The sequence below is a fragment of the Maribacter sp. TH_r10 genome, from assembly GCF_033101095.1.
GTDB classification, from domain to species: Bacteria; Bacteroidota; Bacteroidia; order Flavobacteriales; family Flavobacteriaceae; genus Maribacter_A; species Maribacter_A luteus.
Window position 1 is genome coordinate 1,031,593 of record NZ_JAWMPY010000001.1, and the last position, 22,963, is coordinate 1,054,555.

The 22,963-nt window shown below is 39.4% G+C and carries 23 protein-coding genes; 6 read left to right on the forward strand and 17 right to left on the reverse strand.

Going from position 1 to position 22,963, the window contains the following annotated elements; all coding sequences use genetic code 11:
• Positions 1 to 21: 21 nt before the first annotated feature.
• Complete coding sequence (locus R3X28_RS04245; RefSeq protein WP_317662664.1) at positions 22 to 561, forward strand: DUF1697 domain-containing protein; 540 nt, start codon at positions 22 to 24, stop codon at positions 559 to 561.
• Here R3X28_RS04245 and R3X28_RS04250 read toward each other — a convergent pair.
• Positions 558 to 1,031, reverse strand: a complete 474-nt coding sequence (locus tag R3X28_RS04250) for a TspO/MBR family protein (RefSeq protein ID WP_179954988.1) — start codon at positions 1,029 to 1,031, stop codon at positions 558 to 560. The two genes, R3X28_RS04245 and R3X28_RS04250, sit on opposite strands and share 4 nt — an antisense overlap.
• A 92-nt stretch (positions 1,032 to 1,123) precedes the next feature.
• On the opposite strand from R3X28_RS04250, the gene R3X28_RS04255 reads away from it, so the two are divergent.
• The 5 genes from R3X28_RS04255 (at position 1,124) to R3X28_RS04275 (ending at position 6,140) form a co-directional block, all read left to right on the forward strand.
• Positions 1,124 to 2,212, forward strand: a complete 1,089-nt coding sequence (locus R3X28_RS04255; protein WP_317662667.1) for a diphosphomevalonate decarboxylase — start codon at positions 1,124 to 1,126, stop codon at positions 2,210 to 2,212.
• Between the two features lie 221 nt (positions 2,213 to 2,433).
• Entirely contained in the window at positions 2,434 to 3,372 is a 939-nt protein-coding gene (locus R3X28_RS04260; protein WP_317662669.1) for a mevalonate kinase, read from the forward strand.
• Positions 3,373 to 3,386: 14 nt separating this feature from the next.
• Positions 3,387 to 4,292 carry a geranylgeranylglycerol-phosphate geranylgeranyltransferase gene (locus tag R3X28_RS04265; protein WP_154362922.1) on the forward strand — a complete coding sequence of 302 codons (906 nt, stop codon included), beginning with the start codon at positions 3,387 to 3,389 and terminating at the stop codon, positions 4,290 to 4,292.
• Positions 4,292 to 5,242 (forward strand): carbon-nitrogen hydrolase family protein, encoded by a 951-nt coding sequence (locus R3X28_RS04270; protein WP_317662672.1) that lies wholly within the window; start codon positions 4,292 to 4,294, stop codon positions 5,240 to 5,242. Before R3X28_RS04265 ends, R3X28_RS04270 begins: the two co-directional genes overlap by 1 nt.
• A 55-nt stretch (positions 5,243 to 5,297) precedes the next feature.
• Complete coding sequence (locus tag R3X28_RS04275; RefSeq protein WP_282053542.1) at positions 5,298 to 6,140, forward strand: pseudouridine synthase; 843 nt, start codon at positions 5,298 to 5,300, stop codon at positions 6,138 to 6,140.
• On the opposite strand, the gene R3X28_RS04280 is transcribed toward R3X28_RS04275, so the two are convergent.
• The 16 genes from R3X28_RS04280 to R3X28_RS04355 all read right to left on the reverse strand — a co-directional run bounded on the left by R3X28_RS04280 (position 6,137) and on the right by R3X28_RS04355 (position 22,956).
• Entirely contained in the window at positions 6,137 to 7,744 is a 1,608-nt protein-coding gene (locus R3X28_RS04280) for a M1 family metallopeptidase (RefSeq protein WP_317662675.1), read from the reverse strand. The genes R3X28_RS04275 and R3X28_RS04280 overlap by 4 nt on opposite strands.
• A gap of 35 nt (positions 7,745 to 7,779) precedes the next feature.
• Positions 7,780 to 9,060 carry an argininosuccinate lyase gene (argH, locus tag R3X28_RS04285; protein ID WP_317662677.1) on the reverse strand — a complete coding sequence of 427 codons (1,281 nt, stop codon included), beginning with the start codon at positions 9,058 to 9,060 and terminating at the stop codon, positions 7,780 to 7,782.
• A gap of 28 nt (positions 9,061 to 9,088) precedes the next feature.
• Entirely contained in the window at positions 9,089 to 9,445 is a 357-nt protein-coding gene (locus tag R3X28_RS04290) for a four helix bundle protein (RefSeq protein ID WP_317662679.1), read from the reverse strand.
• A gap of 29 nt (positions 9,446 to 9,474) precedes the next feature.
• Positions 9,475 to 10,551, reverse strand: coding sequence for a M20 family metallo-hydrolase (locus tag R3X28_RS04295; protein WP_317662681.1), 1,077 nt, complete (start codon positions 10,549 to 10,551; stop codon positions 9,475 to 9,477).
• Complete coding sequence (gene argB, locus R3X28_RS04300) at positions 10,548 to 11,327, reverse strand: acetylglutamate kinase (RefSeq protein ID WP_317662683.1); 780 nt, start codon at positions 11,325 to 11,327, stop codon at positions 10,548 to 10,550. The genes R3X28_RS04295 and argB overlap by 4 nt, the downstream gene beginning before the upstream one ends.
• Positions 11,324 to 12,265, reverse strand: coding sequence for an N-acetylornithine carbamoyltransferase (locus tag R3X28_RS04305; RefSeq protein WP_317662685.1), 942 nt, complete (start codon positions 12,263 to 12,265; stop codon positions 11,324 to 11,326). The genes argB and R3X28_RS04305 overlap by 4 nt, the downstream gene beginning before the upstream one ends.
• Positions 12,262 to 13,029 (reverse strand): glutamate 5-kinase, encoded by a 768-nt coding sequence (gene proB, locus R3X28_RS04310; protein ID WP_317662687.1) that lies wholly within the window; start codon positions 13,027 to 13,029, stop codon positions 12,262 to 12,264. Before proB ends, R3X28_RS04305 begins: the two co-directional genes overlap by 4 nt.
• A gap of 48 nt (positions 13,030 to 13,077) precedes the next feature.
• A complete protein-coding gene (locus R3X28_RS04315) occupies positions 13,078 to 14,274 on the reverse strand; it encodes a glutamate-5-semialdehyde dehydrogenase (RefSeq protein WP_317662689.1) in 1,197 nt (398 codons plus the stop codon).
• The gene (locus R3X28_RS04320; RefSeq protein WP_317662691.1) at positions 14,271 to 15,398 is read right to left on the reverse strand and encodes an aspartate aminotransferase family protein; all 1,128 of its coding nucleotides are present in this window, start codon (positions 15,396 to 15,398) and stop codon (positions 14,271 to 14,273) included. Before R3X28_RS04320 ends, R3X28_RS04315 begins: the two co-directional genes overlap by 4 nt.
• Positions 15,395 to 16,195 carry a pyrroline-5-carboxylate reductase gene (gene proC, locus R3X28_RS04325; protein WP_154362898.1) on the reverse strand — a complete coding sequence of 267 codons (801 nt, stop codon included), beginning with the start codon at positions 16,193 to 16,195 and terminating at the stop codon, positions 15,395 to 15,397. Before proC ends, R3X28_RS04320 begins: the two co-directional genes overlap by 4 nt.
• Before the next feature lie 96 nt (positions 16,196 to 16,291).
• Entirely contained in the window at positions 16,292 to 17,266 is a 975-nt protein-coding gene (gene argC / locus R3X28_RS04330) for an N-acetyl-gamma-glutamyl-phosphate reductase (protein ID WP_317662696.1), read from the reverse strand.
• The gene (gene argG / locus R3X28_RS04335) at positions 17,259 to 18,449 is read right to left on the reverse strand and encodes an argininosuccinate synthase (RefSeq protein ID WP_282053531.1); all 1,191 of its coding nucleotides are present in this window, start codon (positions 18,447 to 18,449) and stop codon (positions 17,259 to 17,261) included. Before argG ends, argC begins: the two co-directional genes overlap by 8 nt.
• Positions 18,450 to 18,479: 30 nt before the next feature.
• Positions 18,480 to 19,103, reverse strand: a complete 624-nt coding sequence (locus tag R3X28_RS04340; protein ID WP_154362891.1) for a GNAT family N-acetyltransferase — start codon at positions 19,101 to 19,103, stop codon at positions 18,480 to 18,482.
• 220 nt (positions 19,104 to 19,323) lie between these two features.
• On the reverse strand, positions 19,324 to 20,685 hold the full coding sequence (locus tag R3X28_RS04345) for a mannosyltransferase (RefSeq protein ID WP_317662699.1): 1,362 nt from the start codon (positions 20,683 to 20,685) through the stop codon (positions 19,324 to 19,326).
• Positions 20,686 to 20,780: 95 nt separating this feature from the next.
• Positions 20,781 to 22,265, reverse strand: coding sequence for a glycosyltransferase family 2 protein (locus R3X28_RS04350; RefSeq protein ID WP_317662701.1), 1,485 nt, complete (start codon positions 22,263 to 22,265; stop codon positions 20,781 to 20,783).
• Between the two features lies 1 nt (position 22,266).
• On the reverse strand, positions 22,267 to 22,956 hold the full coding sequence (locus R3X28_RS04355) for a glycosyltransferase family 2 protein (protein WP_317662703.1): 690 nt from the start codon (positions 22,954 to 22,956) through the stop codon (positions 22,267 to 22,269).
• Positions 22,957 to 22,963: the final 7 nt, after the last annotated feature.

The following is a 22,963-nucleotide window of genomic DNA, read 5'->3' on the forward strand; positions in this document are numbered from 1 at the left end:
TTTAAAAAGTATATATAAAAGATGAATTATATTGCACTTTTAAGGGGTATAAATGTCGGAGGTCACAAGAAGGTGAAAATGGCCGATTTACGACATCTTTTCGAAAATTTGGGCTTTGATAATGTCAAGACCTATATTCAAAGTGGTAATGTTGTTTTCGAAAGTGAAAATAGTGATATTGGCTTTTTGGAACATCAAATCAACAAGGCTATTTTAGATTATTTTGGTTTTGAAGTACCGGTAATTATAATCGAGGGTGTTGAGGTAAAAAGAATAGTTGATAATAATCCTTTTAACGATGCTGAGGATATTCAGGCCAACAAAGTATATTATGTTTTACTGAAAAGACGACCAACACAGGAAGCCCTTGATGCGTTGTCTTCATTACATTTTGAAAATGAACAACTTGTAACAACACCCGCCTGTGTTTATTTAAAATGTGATCTTGGTGCTAGGAAGGCTAAATGCAATAATAATCTAATAGAGGATAGATTGAAGGTTGCGGCGACTTCCCGCAACCACAGAACCATGCTTAAATTATTGGAATTGTTGGCCGATTAATTCAGTTCCCAGATTTTATAGTTCAAAACGGTAGCAAAACAAACCCATAATAAATAAGGGATAAGCAACCAAGAAGCATATTTGTCCACGATTCTGAACCACCGCATGGTCAAAACAATCAGACACAACAAGCTAATAATCACCACAAGTCCCCAGAATGGTTGTTTAAAACCGAAAAACACGATACTCCAAGCCGCATTTAGTAGCAGTTGAAATCCGAAATGATATAAGGCGGTCTTAACCCATAAATGGTAAAACCCTTTGGCCCATACCAAACCGGCCGCTACACCCATCAATATATAAAGAACCGTCCATACCGGGGCAAAAAGCCAATTTGGAGGATTAAAAACAGGTTTGTTCAAGGTAACGAACCAATCATTTACCGAGCTTTGTGTAGCAAAACTGGATAGGAAACCAACGGCAAGACAAATGCTTACCGTAATGGCGATATAGGTTAATTTTTTTTTCACTTGGTTGATTGTTGACCTCTAAAATAAGGATTAAAACCATTGAATGAACAACTTTTCCACTTAAAAACTATCTTTGTATAAATTGTATTTTAATGACATATACAGAATTCCTTCCATCGGAATATGCCAAAACAGTTTCAGAAGGGAAGGTGACCTACAGAGCTCCCAGTAATATTGCATTGGTTAAATATTGGGGAAAAAAGGAAGATCAAATCCCTGCCAATCCCTCTATCAGTTTCACGTTGGATGCATGTGCTACCACAACTGCCCTTACCTATTCGAAATTAGCGGAAAAAGGCTCTGGTTTTTCTTTTGAGTTGTTGTTCGAAGGCAAGGACAAACCCGATTTTCGTCCTAAAATCGAGGCATTTTTTAATCGGATAGAAAGTTATCTTCCTTTTTTAAAGGATTATCATTTAAAGATAGAAACATCCAATTCGTTTCCCCATAGTAGTGGTATCGCTTCTTCTGCAAGTGGTATGGCCGCATTGGCCTTGTGTCTTATGCACATTGAGAAACAATTGGATCCATCAATCAATGAGGAATTCTTTGATCAAAAAGCTTCCTTCTTGGCACGTTTGGGTTCTGGGAGTGCATGTCGAAGTATAGAAGGTGATTTGGTACAATGGGGATACCACAAGGGAATTCCGGCTAGCTCTGATTTGTTTGCCGTCAAATATCCCTTTCCGGTTCATGAAGTATTCCATAAATACCATGATACCATTTTGTTGGTTGATAAAGGACAAAAACAGGTAAGTAGTACCATAGGTCATAATTTAATGCATGGTCATCCTTTTGCGGAACAGCGTTTTTCGCAGGCCCATGAAAACATTACCAAGCTGAAGGAGGTTTTCGCGACTGGAAATCTAAAAGGGTTTATCGAGGTTGTGGAAAGCGAGGCATTGACCTTGCACGCCATGATGATGACAAGCATGCCCTATTTTATCTTGATGAAGCCCAATACGCTGAAGATCATTGAAAAAATCTGGCAATTTAGGTCCACTTCAAAGACCCATCTCTGTTTTACATTGGATGCCGGAGCGAATGTGCATGTGCTATATCCGCAAGAGGAGAAAGAGAAAGTGCATCAATTTATTAAGGATGAGTTGGTTGCATATTGCGAAAACGGACAGTATATTTGCGACAGAATTGGCTTTGGGGCTAAATTATTGTTACCTTAGAAGTAATACTTTATAAGAATAAACAACGTTTAATAGGGGAATATCCAACTTTGAATTAAAGGAGTTTGCGAATCTATCAAAAATATTGTTTATATTTAACGGAATAAGATTAAACAAAATTGTATTAACTTTGTTTAAAGTACTGAATTGTTAAGAGCTTAAATATCAACATTTAAGTTTTGATTTTTTACGATCTTAATCGGGTATTCTTAAATTAAACTATGAAAGGACCATTATTTTATTCTAAAATCTTACTATTTGGAGAGTATGGTATCATTAAGGATTCCAAAGGACTTTCCATTCCCTATAATTTTTTCAAGGGAGCTTTGAAAAAGGATGTCGATCCTTCCGAAGAGGCAAAAAAATCAAATGGTTATTTAAAGGATTTCGTAGCTTATTTAGAGGAATTGGTACTTCAAAAACCTGATTTGGTTTCTTTTGATTTTGAAAGCTTAAGGATTGATGTAGCTGAAGGGATGTATTTTGACAGTTCTATTCCGCAGGGCTATGGTGTAGGTAGTAGCGGTGCCTTGGTTGCTGCTATTTATGATAAATACGCACTTGATAAAATTACCGTACTTGAAAACCTAACCCGAGAAAAGCTATTACGCTTAAAAGCCATCTTTGGAAAAATGGAATCTTTTTTCCATGGTAAATCTTCTGGTTTGGATCCTTTGAACAGTTATTTGAGCTTGCCCATTCTTATCAATTCCAAGGACAATATCGAATCTACCAGTATACCTTCCCAGAACAAGGAAGGGAAAGGTGCGGTCTTTTTACTCGATAGTGGTGCCACTGGGGAAACAGCCCCTATGGTTCAATTGTTCATGGAGAAAATGAAACAAGAAGGCTTTCGGCAGATGCTGAAAAACCAATTCATAAAACATACCGATGCTTGTGTTGAGGACTTCATTAGCGGTAACGTTAAATCACTATTTGGAAATTTAAAGCAATTGTCCCATGTGGTTCTGGATAATTTTAAGCCAATGATCCCGGCGAAGTTCCACCAATTATGGCAGCAGGGTATAGAAACAAATGATTACTATCTAAAACTTTGTGGTTCTGGTGGTGGAGGCTATATTCTGGGCTTTACCCAGGATATAGACAAGGCTAGGAATATACTTAAAGATTACAAATTGGAGGTGGTTTATAACTTCTAGTATTTAACAAACACATGCTTAGCAGAAAGAACAAGCTCTTACTACTTAAGTTATTGAGCCTGTTTTCCATTGTTCGGGGTTACAATATATTAATGATCGCTTTGGCCCAGTACTTGGCCACGATTTACATTCTTGCCCCGAATTTGCCACTGCGTAGGGTCGTTTTTGACCTTAACCTTTTTTGCATCGTACTTTCTTCGGCCTTGGTCATCGCTGGGGGGTATATTATCAATAGTTTCTACGACGCGGAAAAAGACCTTATCAATAAGCCAAGAAAAAGTATGTTGGATCGTTTGGTTAGTCAACGATTTAAACTATCGGCTTATTTTACCTTGAACTTTCTCTCCGTATTTTTCGCCAGTTATGTGTCATTTAGGGCGGTATTCTTTTTCTCCGCTTATATTTTTGGTATTTGGTTGTATTCCCATAAGTTGAAAAAGGTGCCTTTTTTGGGAAATTTTATTTCGGCCACCTTGGCCATAGCCCCATTCTTTGCGGTTTTTGTGTATTTCAAAAATTTTGATACTGTTATTTTCGTTCATGCGTTCTTTCTTTTCCTATTGATTTTGGCACGTGAAATGATCAAGGATCTTGAGAACATTGCAGGTGATCTAGCCCAGAATTATAAGACCATTCCAATTTTATATGGCGAAAGAACATCAAAAATCAGTATCACGGTTTTAATTGTAATGACCCTAATCCCATCTTTATTGCTCATCAATAATTTTGATGTGGGGTACATGCATTACTACTTTATCTTATGCATTGTTTTGTTCATCGTTTTTCTTGTTCTCCTTTGGAAATCAAGAACAAAGTTTCATTACGTTTGGCTGCACAATATTTTAAAACTGATAATTGTTTTAGGGGTTTTCAGTATTTTATTGATTGATGTTGACCTAGTTTTAAACCGAATTTTATAATGGAGAATCTATTGAAAGTGGCCCTCGCACAAATTGCGCCGGTATGGTTGAATAAGTCGGAGACCCTAAAAAAAATCGAAGCAACGATTGTTACGGCAGCCAATGAGAAGGCTGAATTGGTGGTTTTCGGAGAGGCATTATTACCAGGTTATCCTTTTTGGTTGGCATTGACCAACGGGGCGGCTTGGGATTTGAAAATCAATAAGGAGCTGCATGCCCATTACGTTAGGAACGCGGTGCAAATTGAATCGGGGGAATTGGATAACATTCGTAAATTGGCAAAGGAGTACCGAATTGCCATTTATTTGGGAATGATCGAAAGACCTCAGGATAGGGGAGGTCATAGTATTTATTGTTCTTTGGTGTATATTGATCAAAACGGACATATAAAATCCGTTCATAGAAAATTACAACCTACATATGATGAAAGATTGACCTGGGCTCCAGGGGATGGCAACGGATTACAAGTGCATTCCTTAAAACAATTTACGGTTGGCGGACTCAATTGTTGGGAAAATTGGATGCCCTTGCCTAGAGCGGCATTATATGGTCAGGGAGAGAATCTACATATTGCCGTTTGGCCCGGAAGTGCGTATAATACAAAAGACATAACACGTTTTATTGCAAGGGAGTCAAGGAGTTATGTTATTTCGGTTTCTTCATTAATGAAAAAAGAAGATTTTCCGACCGGTACGCCACATCTGGATAAAATCTTGGAAAATGCTCCTGAAGTACTTGCTAACGGAGGTTCGTGTATAGTCGGTCCTGATGGGGAATGGTTATTGGAGCCGGTAATTGATAAAGAAGGGCTCCTGTATCATACCTTAGATTTCAACAGGGTGTACGAGGAACGTCAGAATTTTGACCCTGTTGGGCATTATTCCAGACCTGATATTACGAAACTTACTGTCAATCGTGAAAGACAATCTACACTCGAATTTGAAGATTGATATTATTTAATCAATCCTTGTTGAATTCACTACCTTTGCAAAAAATTGGAAGATAATGGGAAGGTCAGATTCAAACAAAGACAGGAAGGCATCAGGACGTCAGGGCGGTACATTCAGGAAGAAGAGTTATGCGAGGGGAAATGCACCGATCAAGAAACGTACGGAGCCACAAAAACCTTCGGATCCTGATTTAATCCGATTAAATAAATATGTGGCCAACTCTGGGGTATGTTCACGAAGGGATGCCGATATTTATATCGCTGCGGGTAATATCACCGTTAACGGTAAGCCTATAACCGAAATGGGCTATAAGGTTAAAAAGAGTGATATCGTTAAATTTGACGGACGTTTACTTAACCCGGAAAAGAAAGAGTACGTTTTACTCAATAAACCCAAGGATTTCTCAACAACCATTAGGGATGAAAGAGGTAAACGTAATGTAAATGGCCTAATTTCAAATGCCTCTAAGTCCACACTATTGCCAGTAGATAAAATGGGCAAAGAAGCAACCGGACTTTTATTGTTCACCAATGATGGTGATTTGACAAAACGATTGAAAAGCCCTAAAAACGGTCTTCGTAAAATTTATCATGTAGTATTGAACCGTGACCTTCGAAGTGCGGATCTGAAGAAAATACAGGATGGCGTGATATTGGATGAAAAACCGGTTCGCGTGCAAGACATCAGTTTTATTGATGATGCCCCAAAACGGGAAGTTGGGATAGAGATATTTAGTTCTAAAAACAAGATCGTTGAACGTATTTTTGAACACTTGGAATATGAAGTGGTAAAAATAGATCGGGTTGCTTATGCCGGACTGACCAAAAAGGATCTTCCAAGGGGTCATTGGAGGTATTTGACCGAGCAAGAGGTGATAAACCTTGGAATGATTCGTTAGGGTTTCTCCTCAAACAGAAGCCAATAATTTGGATCTAGTACAATAGTGTCTGGTTTGGTATCTATATTTATTTCGAACACCTCGGACTGTTCGTCAACTTCCAATGCAACAACTTTTATTTCATCGTCCTTTACTAGCCCAATTTCAAGAGGGAATTTAAAAGTATGATGGTCTTGTATTTGTTTCAGATTGATTTTGACTTTTCCATTTTCATAGACCCAATCCCATTTGATTTGTGGGTGTCCTTTGGTAAACAACCATTGCTGAAAAAAAGATTCTAGCTTCTCGCCGCAAGCTTTTTCCATTACTTTTTGAAAATCTACAGTCATAACGTTCGCATCTCGATATGTTTTGTAATAATCGCGTATGCCTTTCCAAAATACTTCATCACCCAACTTATGACGAAGCATATTTAATACCCAACCCCCTTTTTGATAACTGTTTATACTTAAGACCTGCATAGGGTCCTTTATAGTAAGGTCAACAATAGGCGACGGGTTCTGTTTGTAATAATCTATCACTTGTTTTCTATCCAGGGCCAACTCATCTTTTCGTTTTTCATCACCATACACATGTTCTAAATACAAGATTGAAAAATACGTGGCGAAGCCTTCACTCAACCAAACGTGGTTCCAACTGTTTTCCGTTGCCGAGTTGCCAAACCATTGGTGTGCGATTTCATGGGCTATCAATGCTTCGACGGTGTTCTTACCAGTAACGGAGTCTTCGAAATAGGCAATGGTCCCTGCATTTTCGAGACCGCCCCATTGCGTTTTTGCTTGCATGTTCGCTAGTTTGGCAAATGTATAAGGGCCTATATTATCAATAAAATATTCAAGAACTTTAGAGGCTACTTTATAATCGGAAAACCCTTCCAAACGGTTTTCGGGATATACCCAAGCAGAAACAGGGATATCGTGCACCACATCAAGTAAACGACTTGCGAATTTAGTAACCCCGATAGTTACGACTTTCATGGCAACCGGTGCAGGTTCTTTGTAAACGGTTAATTTTTGGCCATTTCCCAGATTGCTCTCCTCTATTTTTTTCCCTGTGGCAACCACATCATAATCCTCAGGTGCTGTAATTCCAAATTGAATACTGGCTTTATCGTATGGGTGATCTACCGAAGGCAACCAATGACGGGCCAAATTAGGCCAGTTATCACCAAAAAAGGAACGGCGACCAAATTTTGTTTTGTCTATTACGAGTCCCCTTTGTGGTATGCCTTCATATAGAATTGTAAAGGTTTTGATTCCTTTACTATTGGATGATGGACTGATATTTATCCTATTGTTCTCGAAAGTATAATTGGCCGGTTTATTACCTTCAAAAACTCCGGAAACATCCATTCCATAGATGCCCGATTTACCTACAAGATCCAACACGAATGAATCAACGTTCTCTTTAAACAGAACATTGATTATCGTCTCTCCTTTTATCTGGTCATTATCGTCGTTCAAGGTGAGGTTGAAAATATAATCCTGTACATCTACTTTTTCGTTTTTAGGGTACAGGTCCTGCGCTACGATTTCGCCAATACTTAGGAAGAAAAAGGCTATTACCCAGATGTGTTTTTTATGATAATGGAAATACAATTTCATGTGTTCTTGTTTAAAGGCAAATTGTATCAGTAAATTTAGATTGATTTTTTCATCTTTCCACGAATTTCATCCAAACATAAATTTCCCAAACTACCTTCATGGGTATGTTCAATATCTCGTTTAGGAGTGAAGGTACCTTCGTTGATTTCCATACCCATTTTTTTATAGGCATCACGGAAAGGCATTCCGTTTTGCACCAATTCGTTCAAGGTGTCCACACTGAATAGGTAATCATATTTAGGGTCGTCTAAAATGTTTTCATTCACTTTGGCCTCCTTTAGGCTAAAGGTGAGTATTTCCAAACATGCCTTTAAATCTTGGATTGCAGGTACGATGACTTCTTTAACTAATTGCAGATCACGGTGATATCCACTGGGCAAATTGTTCGTGATCAAAATCAATTGATTGGGTACTGCTTGTAGTTTATTGCACTTGGCCCGTACCAATTCAAATACATCCGGATTCTTTTTATGCGGCATTATACTACTCCCTGTTGTCAGTTCATCGGGAAATGAAATGAAATTAAAGTTCTGGCTCATATACAAACAGATATCCATGGCCATTTTTGATAGGGTCGCGGCAATACTACTCATGCCAAAAGCTGTAGCTTTTTCTACCTTGCCACGTCCCATTTGGGCGGCGACAACATTGTATTTCATGGTTTCAAACCCCATTTCCTTAGTTGTAAAAGTCCTATCGATAGGGAAGGAGCTTCCATATCCGGCAGCGCTTCCCAACGGATTTTGGTCGGCTACTTTATAGGCAGCATCGATAAAATAAAGATCATCTATCAAACTTTCGGCATAGGCAGAGAACCATAGTCCAAAAGAAGAGGGCATGGCAATCTGTAGGTGGGTGTAACCTGGTAGCATAATGTCTTTATGTTTTTCGGCCAAATCCATCAACAAATTGAATAAGATGATTGTTTCAGCCTTTATTTCTTGCAGCTCATTTTTTAAATAGAGGTGCATGGCTACCAACACCTGATCGTTACGGGATCTTGCTGTATGTATTTTTTTACCGGTGTCTCCCAACTTTTCCGTTAAGACATATTCAATTTTTGAATGCATGTCCTCAAAAGAATCTTCAATGGTAAATGTGCCTTCTTCTATGGTTTTGGTAATATTGTCCAATTCATTGACCAAATCTGTTGTTTCGGCATCGGTCAATAAACCGATTTTTCCTAACATTTTGGCATGCGCTTTAGAAGCGATGACATCGTATTTTGCCAATAGCAAATCCAGTTCTCGGTCATTGCCCACGGTAAAATGGTCTATTTTTTTATCGGTACTAAATCCTTTATCCCAGAGTTTCATATGTTGGTTTTAAGTTTTAGGAATATAGTTAAAAGTCACTATACTTTTTGATTAAGGTTATGGTTATTTTCTGGATTTCATCACATAAATAAAAGATTCTTTCGAGCTCATCCTTGGTGAGAAATCCGATTCTTTTTGAAATTTCCAATTGTGTTTTTAGTTCATTGATAGACCCGTTGGATATTTCTAAGAAGTTCCGAAATACTTTTTTAGATTTCCTGCCGGCTCCTTCGGCTATATTACTCGGTATGGAAACCGCACATCTTCTTATCTGACTTGTTAGACCGAATTTTTCCTCAATTGGAAAAGAGGCTGTTGCGGTATAAACCTTTTCAACCAAGTCCATTGATTTTTGCCAAACAATAAGTTCTTTGTAATTGTACATCCAACTTCTATTAACTTCTAACTTACAAACTATTGACCAATAAGGAATCCTTGTAATAATTTAATGTAAATATCTATTCCTTCTTCGATTTCATTCACGTAAATATACTCATCTGCGGAATGGGAACGGGTACTGTCACCTGGGCCTAATTTCATCGATTGGCAAGTAAGTGCCGCTTGATCCGACAAAGTAGGGGAACCGTAAGTTTCCCGACCTAAATTTACTCCTGATTGTACCAACGGATGGTTTTTATCTATTGAGGATGAATTCAATCGGAGTGAACGTTCTTGTAATTCACACGGGGCTTCGGCTTTCAGTATATTCGCTATTTCTGAATTGCTGTAGCAATCATTCACCCTAACGTCGATGACCAAATCGGTATGGGCGGGAACAACATTATGTTGGGTTCCTGCGTTGATTTGGGTTACCGTAAGTTTTACTTCGCCCAGCACTTCGGAAACCTTGTCGAACTTGTAGTTTTTAAACCAATCCAGCACCTTAATGGTATTATAGATCGAATTGTCTTCGTTCGGGTGGGCGGCATGTGACGGAGTACCTTTTACCACGGCATCGAAAACAACCAATCCTTTTTCGGCAATGGCCAAATTCATAAGTGTCGGTTCTCCCACTATAGCAACATCAATTTTTGGTAAACTAGGCAATAATCCCCTGAGACTTTTTGGACCTGCGTTTTCTTCCTCGGCCGTAGCGGCGATCAATAGGTTATGGTTTAAATCCTCTTGATCATAGAATTTTGTGAAAGTAGCGATTAGTGATACAAGGGGGCCACCGGCATCATTACTGCCCAAGCCAAATAACTTTCCGTCTTCGATATGAGGATGAAAAGGGTCTTTGGTATATGCGGTATTGGGTTTAACGGTATCGTGGTGGGAGTTTAACAGTAAAGTGGGTTTGGTGTCGTCCCAATGTTTGTTTTTTGCGATTACATTGTTGTCTTTCCGTTGGAATGGAATATCAAATGCTTTGAACCAATTTTCAATGGCCTCGGCCGTGTGATGCTCTTCCCCAGAAAATGATTGAATGGATATGAGTTCTTTCAATAACTCGATTGCTTTTTCAGTTAGCTCCTCTTGTTCTATTTTCATAAGGTAATTGTCGTAAATAATTTGGTATTTGGTTGAAGCATTGAAATATCACCGATACAAACTTTGCGGACATGATTGTTCAGTGCATGAAAACAATTTTCCATTTTGGGAAGCATTCCATCGGCTATCACTTTTTGTTGTAATAGATCGGAATACGTTTCTGTGTTGATTTGTTGAATCACGGAATTTTCGTCTTCCACATCTTTTAAAACCCCTTTTTTCTCAAAGCAATAATAAAGTGTCGTATCAAAAATCGGGCTCATCCCGATAGCGATTTCTGAAGCAATGGTGTCTGCATTGGTATTCAAAAGTTGACCTTTTCCGTCATGGGAAATTGCGCAAAAAACCGGGGTGATACCTGTACTGAGTACTGAATTCAAAAAATCTGCATTTATCCCGTCAATATCCCCAACGAACCCGAAATCAATTTCTTTTACCGGTCGCTTATGCGCCTGTATGCTGTTGCCGTCTGCACCACTTAGTCCAAGGGCATTTGTGCCCAATGCCTGTAATTTCGAGACAATGTTCTTATTGGTAAGTCCGCCATAAACCATAGTAATAACTTCAAGGCTTTTGGCGTCGGTAATACGTCTTCCATTCGACATTTGGGATTCAATACCTAATTGGGCGGCCAATTTCGTGGCCAATTTTCCGCCACCATGCACCAATATCTTCAATCCTTTCAGTTTCGAGAAGTTCAGTAAAAACTGTTCCAACTCAACTTGGTTTTCGATGACATTCCCACCTATCTTAACTATGGATAATTGCTGTTTCATTCTAAATCTTCAAGGATTTTTTTAAGTACAAGTTGCGCCGCATAGGTTCTGTTATTGGCTTCTTCTATGACCAAAGATTGTTGGCTGTCGAGAACGCTATCCTCAACGATTACATTTCTACGAACAGGAAGACAATGCATAAATTTAGCACCTCCCAACTTATCCTTGGTAATCATCCAATCGGGGTCTTGATTAAGTACCATACCGTAGTTTGAATAATTACTCCAGTTTTTCGCATAGACAAAGTCGGCATTTTCAAAAGCCTTCTTTTGGTCATATTCAATGCTCGCATCTTTGGTTATATTCGGGTCCAATTCGTAGCCTTCAGGGTGGGTGATTACAAATTCGGCATCTTGTAACTGCATCATTTGTACAAACGAATTGGCCACGGCATGGGGCAATGCTTTGGGATGTGGGGCCCACGACAGAACTACTTTTGGCCTGTCCTTGGTGTTGTGTTCAGCCAACGTTATTGCATCGGCTAAGGCCTGTAGCGGGTGCCCTGTCGAGCTTTCCATGTTCACAATGGGTACAGTTGAGTATTTTTTAAATCCGTTCAAAACCTCTTCCGATTCGTCTTTTGCCTTATCGGTCAAAGAGGCAAAAGCACGTATGGCGATAATGTCACAATATTGGGAGATTACTTGGGCGGCTTCCTTTATATGTTCCGATGTGCCTTGATCCATTATGGTGCCATCCCCATATTCAAGGGCCCAACCTTCGTTCCCAAAATTCATGACCATAACTTCCATACCTAAGTTCATGGCAGCCTTTTGCGTACTCAATCGGGTTCTAAGACTATTGTTGAAGAATAGAAGACCAATGGTCTTGTTTGTGCCTAAACCCTTATGAGCAACAGGATTTATCTTTAAAGACCGAGCCTCCTTGACCCATTTGGGCAATGAATCGATATCGGTTATAGAGAGGTAGTTTTTCATCTTACTATTATTTTGGTATGCTTACTGATGTCTTTTATGGCATCTGAAATGAAATTGTCTTTCAACCCGTTTACGATCCAGGTCTCAATACCTGCTTCTTGGGCAATAGTTGCCGCTTCTATCTTCGATTGCATTCCTCCTGTGCCATGGGAGGACTTGGATGAGCTTATTTCTTTAGTTAAATGTTGCGTTCCGGAAACCGTTGCAATGGTTTCAGGAGTTCCATTTTTAAAAGATTCCTTGGTGTAAATGCCATAGGTATTCGTCGCGATCATCAAAAGGTCGGCTTTTAACAATGCAGCGGTCAACGCTGCCAGTTTATCGTTGTCCCCAAATTGGATCTCATCTGTGGCAACGGTATCATTTTCATTGATAATGGGAATGAAATTGTTCGCGACCAATACATTGATTGTGTTTTTGATATTGGCCTTGGCATCGGCATTTTCAAAATCTGAATAAGACAAAAGACATTGGGAGGTGAAAAGTCCCAATTCCCGAAAATTTTCTTGAAAAATACGCATCAGATGTGGTTGCCCGATTGAAGCCAAGGCTTGTTTCACGTTCATTTCTTCCCCATGATGTTCCAATTTCACGAATTGTTTGGCGGCGGCAATGGCCCCAGAACTTACGATAATGAATTCATATTCATCTTTTAAAGCTTCAATCTGTCTGCCGATATCCTCAATTTTCCCTCTGGAAATCTGATCGGTTTCCTTGGTCAAGGTATTACTGCCTATTTTTAATAAGATTCTTTTTTTGTCCATTCGATTTTTCTTCAATCTGTCAGCCTTTAAATAACCAACAGTGTTATGTTACCGCACTTGCCCATTCCCCTTAACATACCATTTGTTGGTTACCAGATGTTGTAATCCGATCGGACCTCTTTGGTGCAATTTATCTGTACTTATGGCTAATTCGCCTCCAAGTCCGAATTGACCACCGTCCGTAAATCGGGTTGATGCATTGTGGTAAACCGCCGCAGTATCGACACTGTTCATGAACTCGGTGGCGGTATTTTCATTTTTTGTGATGATGGCTGCAGAATGTCCGCCTCCATATTGGTTGATTTTCTCAATCGCCTCTTCCAAATTGGTTACCTGGCCGAATAGGATCTTATAATCCAAAAACTCTTCAAACCAAATGGCATCATCCGTAACCTGGGAAGTGTTCGCTAGTCCATCTAAATGCCCATCGACCCATATGGCAACATTGCTTTCCAATAACCTCGCAACCAGCTTGTCCAAAAATGCTGATTTGTTTGGTAATCGATCATGGATCAAAACCTTGTCCAAAGCGTTGCATGCTGATATTTTGGTGGTCTTTGCATTGATAATGATGTCAAGGGCCATTTCTTGGTCGGCATCAACATCGACAAAGGCAAAATTATTTCCTCGGCCACTTACAATTACGGGGCAGGTCGCATGTTGTTTTACAAAGGCAATTAATTTTTCGCCACCTCGGGGTACGATCAAATCCAATTTCTGGGTCGGATTTTCCAAAAATGCTTGGGTTTCACTTCGATTGAATTGCAAATATTCGACCCATTCCGTTGAAACTTGGTTTTCATGCAAGGCTTTGTGCCAAAGGTCTACCAAGACCAAGTTGCTGTTCAAGGATTCCTTTCCTCCCTTCAGTAAAATTTTATTGCCCGATTTAAAGGCTATTCCCGCTGCTTCAATAGTCACGTCTGGCCGTGATTCATATATAATCAATACCGTTCCGAAGGGGGCGGTTCTGTTACTGACGGACATTCCGTTTTCATGTTCAAAATGGAATCGTTCTATATTCAAGGGGTCATCCAATTGGGCCAATTCCTGCAAGGACTTAATCATACCCTTGATCTTGTCGTCATCGACCTTTAGGCGATCGTACATGGCTATATCGGCGCCACTATAACTTTCCATGTCCTTTTTATTGGCTTCCAAAAGAGTGTTCTTTTCCTTTTGCAACCATTGTATCATGGAATTCAGAACGGCATTTCGTTGCTCAATATTCAGTAGTAAACTCATGATAGGGCCATTTTCAATTTATCGAAAAACACATCCATATCGGCCTTTGTAATATTCAAGGCAGGTAAAATGCGCAATACATGTTTGTCTTTTGCACCACCGGTGAATAGGTGGTGTTCATAGATTAATTTTTTCCGTAGTTCGGCCACCTCAAAGTCGAATTCTAGCCCTAGCATCAATCCTTTGCCCTTGGTTCTTTTAACCTGTGGGATTTCCTTGGCTTTGTTTAAAAAATACTCACCAAGGTGATGGGCATTGGCCATAAGGTGCTCTTTTTCCATAACCTCGAGTACGGCTAACGTGGCTGCACAGGCTAAATGGTTACCGCCAAAAGTGGTGCCCAACAAACCATAAGAAGCTTCTATCTTTTCATGGATCAATACACCTGCCACGGGAAAACCATTACCCATGCCTTTTGCAATCGTAATGATATCGGGTTGTATATTATGGTGTTGGAACGCAAAGAATTTTCCACTTCGTCCAAAGCCTGACTGAACCTCGTCCGCGATAAGAATAACCTCGTTTTCCTTGCTGATGGCGGCTATTTTTTGATAAAAAGCTGCAGAAGGCTCATCCAAACCACCAACACCTTGAATCGTTTCAATGATCACGGCACAAACATCCCCCTTCTTGACTTCGTTTTCAAAGGCAGTACTATCATCAAAGGGTAAAAAGGTGACTTTTTGTTGTTTGTTCAAGGGAGCATTTATTTTTTCGTTATCGGTTGCGGCAACTGCGGCCGATGTTCTCCCATGAAAACTGTTCTTAAAGGCGATGACCCTGGATTTTCCCGTTTGAAAAGAAGCTAATTTCAGAGCGTTCTCATTTGCTTCGGCCCCAGAATTACATAGGAAAAGGTTATAGTCCACACATTGTGAAAGCTTACCGAGTTTTGTTGCCAATTCCACTTGTAACGGATTTTGAACGGCATTGCTGTAAAATCCGATTTTATCCAATTGGTCCTTGATTCGGTTTACATAATGTGGGTGCGTATGCCCGATGGATATTACGGCATGGCCTCCATAAAAATCCAAATATTCTTGACCCTTGTCATCGGTAACCACAATGCCTTTAGCGGAAACGGGAGTTACATCATAGAGGGGATATACATCGAATAATTTCATTGGTTCACTTTTTTAAATTCACTGATTTTATCAAAGGAAGCCACAATACCTTGTATTAATGAAGAGCTGAGTCCATGATGTTCCATTTCGTTCAACCCTTGAATGGTACAGCCCATTGGTGTGGTCACTTTGTCAATTTCCTCCTCAGGATGATTCCCGGATGCGATCAACAATCCGGCCGCCCCATCGCAGGTATGCATGGCCAGTTCTTGAGCTTCTTTAGCGTCAAAACCTAATTGTATGGCTCCTTGGGTGGTGGCGCGTATCAAACGCATCCAAAAAGCGATTCCACTGGCACAGATAACGGTGGCCGCCTGCATTTGTACTTCAGGGATTTCCATCGAATGCCCCATTCGGTTGAAAATGGCTTTTGCCAATTCTATACGTTTTTTTCCTTTTTCGTTGGCGCAAATACAGGTCATTGATTTACCTACTGAGATAGCGGTATTGGGCATACTCCTTATTATATTATGGTCTTTGCCCAAAATATTCTCCATCTTTTCAATACTATATCCGGTAATTGTAGATATAATAACATGATTTTCAGTGAGTAGGTCCTTAAGGTCCTCTAATAATTCTGCTATGTGTAAAGGCTGTACCGCAAAAATCAATATATCCGAATTTTTAACGGCCTCCCTATTATCAGAGGTAACCGTAACAATTCCATATTTTTCAAAATGTTCTATGTCAGCGATATTTCTTTTGGTCAGGTACATTTTCGTAGCACCGTTACTTTTCAAGATTCCCTTGGCAATTGAGAGTCCAAGGTTACCGGCTCCTATTATGGCTATTTTCATGGATAATATCTTTTTTGGCTTCCCCAAAACGGGAATTTATCTAATTCTAATATTTTTAAAAACAGGTCTTAAGTGAGGTCGATTGATTTATGATTTCTAAAAGACCCCCGCTTTCAATTGCAATCCTTCACCTTCCGGCAAGCCAAACATCAGGTTCATGTTCTGTACGGCTTGTCCCGAAGCCCCTTTCAATAAATTATCAATGGCTGAAGTGATCAAAAGCACATCATTATGTTTATGTAAATGTATATGACATTGATTGGTGTTCACCACCTGTTTTAGATTGATGGGTTCCAAGGCAATTTGAGTAAACGCGGCATCGGCATAAAAATGCTTATACATCTGTAAGGCCTCATCCAAACTACCCTCGAAAGGAGTATAAGCCGTGGCCATTATGCCTCTTGTGAAATTACCCCGCATGGGTAAGAACATGATTTCCCCAGTGTTTTCTTGTAAGGATTTTATGCTCTCATTTATTTCCCCCAAATGTTGATGGGTAAAAGGTTTATACCAAGAAACATTGCCATTTCGCCAACTGAAATGTGTTGTTGCCGACGGACTAACACCTGCACCCGTGCTACCAGTTACGGCATTTACATGTATTTGGGATTTCAGCAATTGGGCTTTGGCCAATGGCAATAGGGCCAATTCAATAGCTGTTGCAAAGCATCCGGGATTTGCTATATATTCAGCATGGGAAATACTTTCCTTATTTAATTCAGGAAGGCCGTATACAAATTTCTTTGTATCGTATATAGAATCGTTCTTAAGCCTAAAATCGTTGCTAAGGTCAATAATACGGGTTGTACCCGAGAATTTGTTCCCGTCTAGGAATTTGGTCGAATTACCATGTCCCAAACAAAGGAAAACTACATCCACATCCAAATTCACCTTACCCGTAAACTTTAAATCGGTCAACCCCAATAAATCGGGATGGGCAGTGGTTATCTCCTTATCTGCCCTGGTGGTGCTGAACACGAAATCTATTTCCACTTTTGGGTGGTTCAGTAGAATTCGGATCAATTCTCCTCCTGTATAACCGGATCCACCGATAATACCTGCTTTAATCATTGTTGTGATTTACGTGATTATATATTTTTCCTGCATTCGATATTATTTTGATAAAGCCCTTGGCTTCATCTGCCGTCCATCCCTTATGCATTTCTCCATAACTGCCAAAGGAGGCATTCATTAAATCGTGTTCGGATGAAATTCCGTTCAATCTAAATTGGAAAGGATACAGACTTACGAATACATCCCCAGAGACATTCTTTTGGGTGTCGGTAAGGAATGCTTCGATATTACGCATAACTTCATCAAGATAATTGCCTTCATGTAATAGCATACCATAGAAATTACCTTGTTGCTCTTTCTGGAATTGTTGCCATTTACTTAAAGTATGTTTTTCCAGAAGATGGTGAGCTTTTATGATTATAAGGGCGGCGGCGGCTTCGAAACCGACCCTTCCTTTTATTCCGATGATTGTATCACCCACGTGAATATCCCGTCCTATGGCATATTTTGATGCCATGGCCTCTAATTTTTCGATATTGGCCACAGGATGGTCTTTTTTACCATCAATGGCAACCAATTCCCCTTTTTCGAACGTCAAGGTTACCTCTGAAGGGTTTTTCTCCTGTAATTGGCTGGGGTAAGCACTGTCTGGCAAGGGTAAATTGGAAGTTAGGGTTTCCTCACCACCAACGGAAGTACCCCAAAGTCCTTTATTAATTGAATATTTGGCTTTGTTCCAAGGATAATCGACCCCGTTTTTCTGCAAATATTCTATTTCATATTCCCTGGAAAGTTTATTGTCCCTAATCGGGGTGATGATCTCTATTTCCGGGGCTATGATTTGAAAGATCATATCAAACCTAACTTGATCGTTACCGGCTCCGGTACTGCCATGTGCAATATACTTAGCACCGATTTTCTTTGCGTAGTTCACGATCTCAATGGCCTGAACGATCCGTTCGGCACTTACCGATAGCGGATATGTGTTGTTTTTAAGTACGTTTCCGAAAATCAAATATTTGACGACCTTTTCATAAAAAGTCTTTACGGCATTGATAGAAGTATAGGTTGTTGCCCCCAACTCCAATGCCTTTGAATTAATGGTAGCAATCTCCTCGTCTGAAAATCCACCGGTATTCACACTCACCGCGTGCACTTCGAATCCTTGATCTTTTGATAAATACTTTGCACAGTAAGAAGTGTCTAAACCTCCACTGTATGCTAAAACTAATTTTTTCATGGTTATTGGTTTTTGTCCTCGAATTGAGGTCTAATTTTTTTGTTTCTTTTTTAAGAATAGCTGTTCCTTGATACTTTTTAATCTTTGGAAAGCTTTACTGTTCACTTTTTCTTTTTTCTTGGCTGCTTGTTTTTTCGCTGGATCATATAACATACCGGTGCATAAGCACATTTTTTGTTCGGTACGGGTAAGAATGTCAAAATTCTTGCAGGTTTGGCAACCTTTCCAGAATTGTGGGTCATCGGTAAGTTCTGAAAATGTTACGGGTTGGTAACCTAACTCATAATTTATTTTCATAACCGCCAACCCAGTAGTGATCCCAAAAATCTTGGCAGTTGGGAATTTCTTGGTGGAAAGCTCAAAAACGGCTTTTTTGATTTTTTTTGCCATCCCCAGATTTCTATAATCTGGATGAACAATCAGTCCGGAGTTGGCCACATATTTTTCATGGCCCCAAACTTCTATATAACAGAATCCTACGAATTTACCATCATCCAAAGCGATGACCGCATTGCCTTTTTCCAGTTTTTGAAGAATGTATTCCGGAGTTCTTTTGGCAATACCCGTTCCTCGAACCTTTGCTGATTCGGCAATTGTTTCACAAATTACTTCTGCGTATTTGAAATGGGATTCGTTAGCAATAACAATTTCCATTGTTACTAATGGTATTAATTGATTTGAAAAATGATTTGTTTGAAGATTTTGCGGAAATGGACTCACCTATTTCCATAATAAGATACACCCTTACGGGCGGCGACGTGTGGGTGTGAAAGAACGATTTGGAGCAGATGTCCAAATAATCGTAGAAATATGTAATTCGTTCCTCATTATGAATCAAATGTACAAATTATATCCAAACGACAATGGGCTCGAATTATTTTTTGTGAAAAAGTAGTTTTTGCCCATGATGACTGAATAATTCGGAAATTAAAAATCCATAAACAAAAATATATTCAACAGAAAGAATACCTAAATGTTCCTTGAAATCGGTTTGGGAATATGCATAATAGCTAAGGATGACCATTAAGGACCAAACTATGGAAAATCTATAATTTGTAAAAATCGTGAGGAAGACCAAAAAAACGATGTACCAAGGGTGAACGATCGTGGCCAGTAGGTAATACGCGGTAAGGATCCAGAGCATGGAGGAAATCAAAACCGATAAATTCTGGTTTTTTCTAAGGAACGTAATTAAGATCACAAAAAGTATGACGGTATATGGAACAGCGTTTCCGTAAGTTTTTATCAATTCCCATGGTTTTGCATCGAATCGGGTCGCTATTTCTTTTATGATATTGTAAAAACCGGCATTGAATTCAAAATTGGAGAACCAAAGACCAACGGTTTCGGAATAATTTTCAACGAACCCGGTTGTGATAAAAGGTGCGGCCAATACCAAAGACGTTACAGCAACTACCGAATAGAAAAGCAAACTTTTTTTTATTCCGAGATGTTTTAAGAACAAGGGCAAGAACATCAACGGAATAAGCTTAACCGATATGGAAAGCGCATAAATCACGGCTGCGAATATCCATTTTTTCACAGATAAGAGATACATTGATACCACGAAAAAGCAGAGCATTACCCCTTCAAAATGTAGGTTTCCGGTAAGTTCGATAATTATCAACGGATTCAGGAAATACCAAAAGATCAAATGAGGTGAGAGATTAAGGTTTTTCAGCAATTTGCGTCCAAAATATATAATTCCGACATCTGAAATAATTATAATGGAACGCATTGCTATTAAGGTGCCTAGAATACTTTGTCCGCCCAAATAAGAACACAAACCAAAAATAAATTGATTCAATGGGGGGTAATTACTAAAGTGTTTTGCGCTTAATTCACCCATTCCATGGTATAACACATCGGCATTAGGAATAATCAGGTCTTTTTTTGTTATCAAAGTGTTCGGAACATCCAAATACGGATTAATAAAATTACGTACCAACTCCCCATCCCAAATAAATCGAAAATAATCTTGGGAGAGGTTGGGCTCAACAAAGAGGAACAATACTCTAAAAAGAAGCCCTACGGCCAGTAAGAACTTGAAATTCCATTTTTCAAATTGGATAAGTTTATAACATAGGAAGAACAATGCGCCGAACAAGCTAATCAGCTTAATGAAATCGGTACGATCCAGATGGTAAGCGAATGTATAGTAAAACCCAAGGCTCAAAAGTGCCAATAGTATCGGAATCTTGTGCAGTTTCCAATAGGTAACAATAGAATTGGGCATTATAGGTTGCAAATTGGTTTACTGCAAATAACCGAAAAAAATGGTAAACAATAATGAAACCATCTTCATTGTTGCAATGAGGGAAATCAGAATTGCTACGCCCGGGCTGTAAGTGATTTAAAGAACACAAAACTAAATCCCGCGAATAACATAAAATGGAATGGGAAAAGCCCAAAATCATTCAAGGGAACGGCGCTGTACATTCCGAAAAGGAAATAAACCATTAGGGCAAATTCCAATATCATGTTCGGAGATAGTTTTTTGGCTAGGTACTTATTGCCTTTCCAGCTATCGCTAAGATTATTCAGGTTAAATTTAGGTGTTCTTACAAACTCGCTTCTTTTGCCCATATGACCTTCCAATACGGCAATGGAATTGTGTAATGAAAAGCCCAATGCGACCGAGAAGAAAGTGAAGAAAAGTTTAATGTAATCAAGAAAGTTATCAAAGCTACTGCCTTGTATACTCTTATATGTGAACCAATAACAAACAAATAAAATGATCGTACTTAAAACAAAGAAGCTCAATACGTCAAAGGCCCAATCCAATTCGGGATAAAGAGCTTTAATGTACATGGCCGGTATACTCAATAATGAAACTAAGAATACACATAAGAACATTGAGCTGTTCAATAGGTGCATAACGCCATGAAATTTGGTTTTGAAGGGTATGTTCTTGGCAGTAATGACTTTCCAGACCGTTTTTCTGAAATTCTCGGCCCCTCCCTTGTTCCAACGAAATTGTTGTGAACGTGCCGCACTGATTACAACAGGTAATTCTGCAGGGGTTTCAACATCTTCGAGATATTTGAATTTCCAATTTTTCAATTGGGCCCTATAACTAAGGTCAAGGTCTTCGGTTAAAGTATCACCTTCCCAGTTTCCGGCATCTAAAATGCATTCTTTTCTCCAAATACCCGCGGTACCATTAAAATTGATGAAATGGCCTTTCGCGTTTCGGCCAACTTGCTCTAGGGTAAAATGTGCATCCAAGGCGAAAGCCTGTATTCTTGTCAATGTTGAATAATCCCGGTTGATATGCCCCCAGCGGGTCTGTACAACCCCGATTTCCTCATCTTTAAAGTAAATAACCGTTTTCTTTAACCAATCAGGGTCTGGAAGAAAGTCGGCATCGAAAATGGCGATAAAGTCCCCTTTGGCTATTTCTAGGCCTTCTTTAAGTGCCCCGGCTTTAAAACCTTGTCTGTTTTCGCGTCGGATATGTTGAATGTCCAATCCACTATCCTGCAATTCCTTGATACGCTCAGAGGTTATATTAACGGAGTCATCCGTAGAATCATCGAGGACTTGTATTTCGAGTTTACTTTTGGGGTATTCTATTTTTGCGATATTCTCTAACAATCGCTCCATAACGTACTCTTCGTTGTATACGGGGAGTTGAATGGTTACGAAAGGAATTTCTTTTGGATCTAGAAGGTTATACTTCGGTGCGTTCTGGTTTTGACGTTTATAGCTTAAATAATTAACCAGTAAATTCAATTGTGCCAAACTATAAAAGAAAATCAATAACAGCGCAATGCTGTATATGGCGATGATTATATAAGAAATTATTAGACCCATATTACTTAATGCTGTATTTAAAAATCCACCCAAGGATTTTTATGCCAGCAAATATACTACCTTTTACTGTACCCGACACCTTGGACACGCCTATTCTTTTTTTGTAACGTACTGGTACTTCGATATATGTCAAACGCTTTTTTAAGGCTTTTAACTGCATTTCCACCGTCCATCCATAGGTCTTGTCTTCCATCTGTAGAGCGAGTAACCTGTCGTACTTTATAGCTCTAAACGGACCAAGGTCTGTAAATGTTGTCCTAAAGAACAATTTCATTAAACTAGTGGCCAGCCAGTTGCCGAAAATCTGTTGGGGTGTCATACTTCCAGGTTCCCTTAATTCTTTGTTCCTAGCCCCGATGACAAAATCAATATTTTGTTCAATAATGGGTTGTGTGAGTTTAGTCAATTCTTCAGGGTAGTCGGAATAATCTCCGTCTAAAAACACGATGATATCTGGCTTATTGGATTGTTGGGCAATGTATTCCATACCCCGAAGACAGGCGTAACCATAACCCATTTTAGTCTCGGTCAAAACAGTGGCACCTGCTTTTTCAGCGGTTGACGCCGTGTCATCTGATGAATTATTGTTGACCACGATTATTTCAGAAACCGATGTAGGTATCTCGTGTATGACTTGGGCAATCGAATCTGCTTCGTTATAAGCGGGGATAATAACTTTTATGTGGGTCATTAATTTT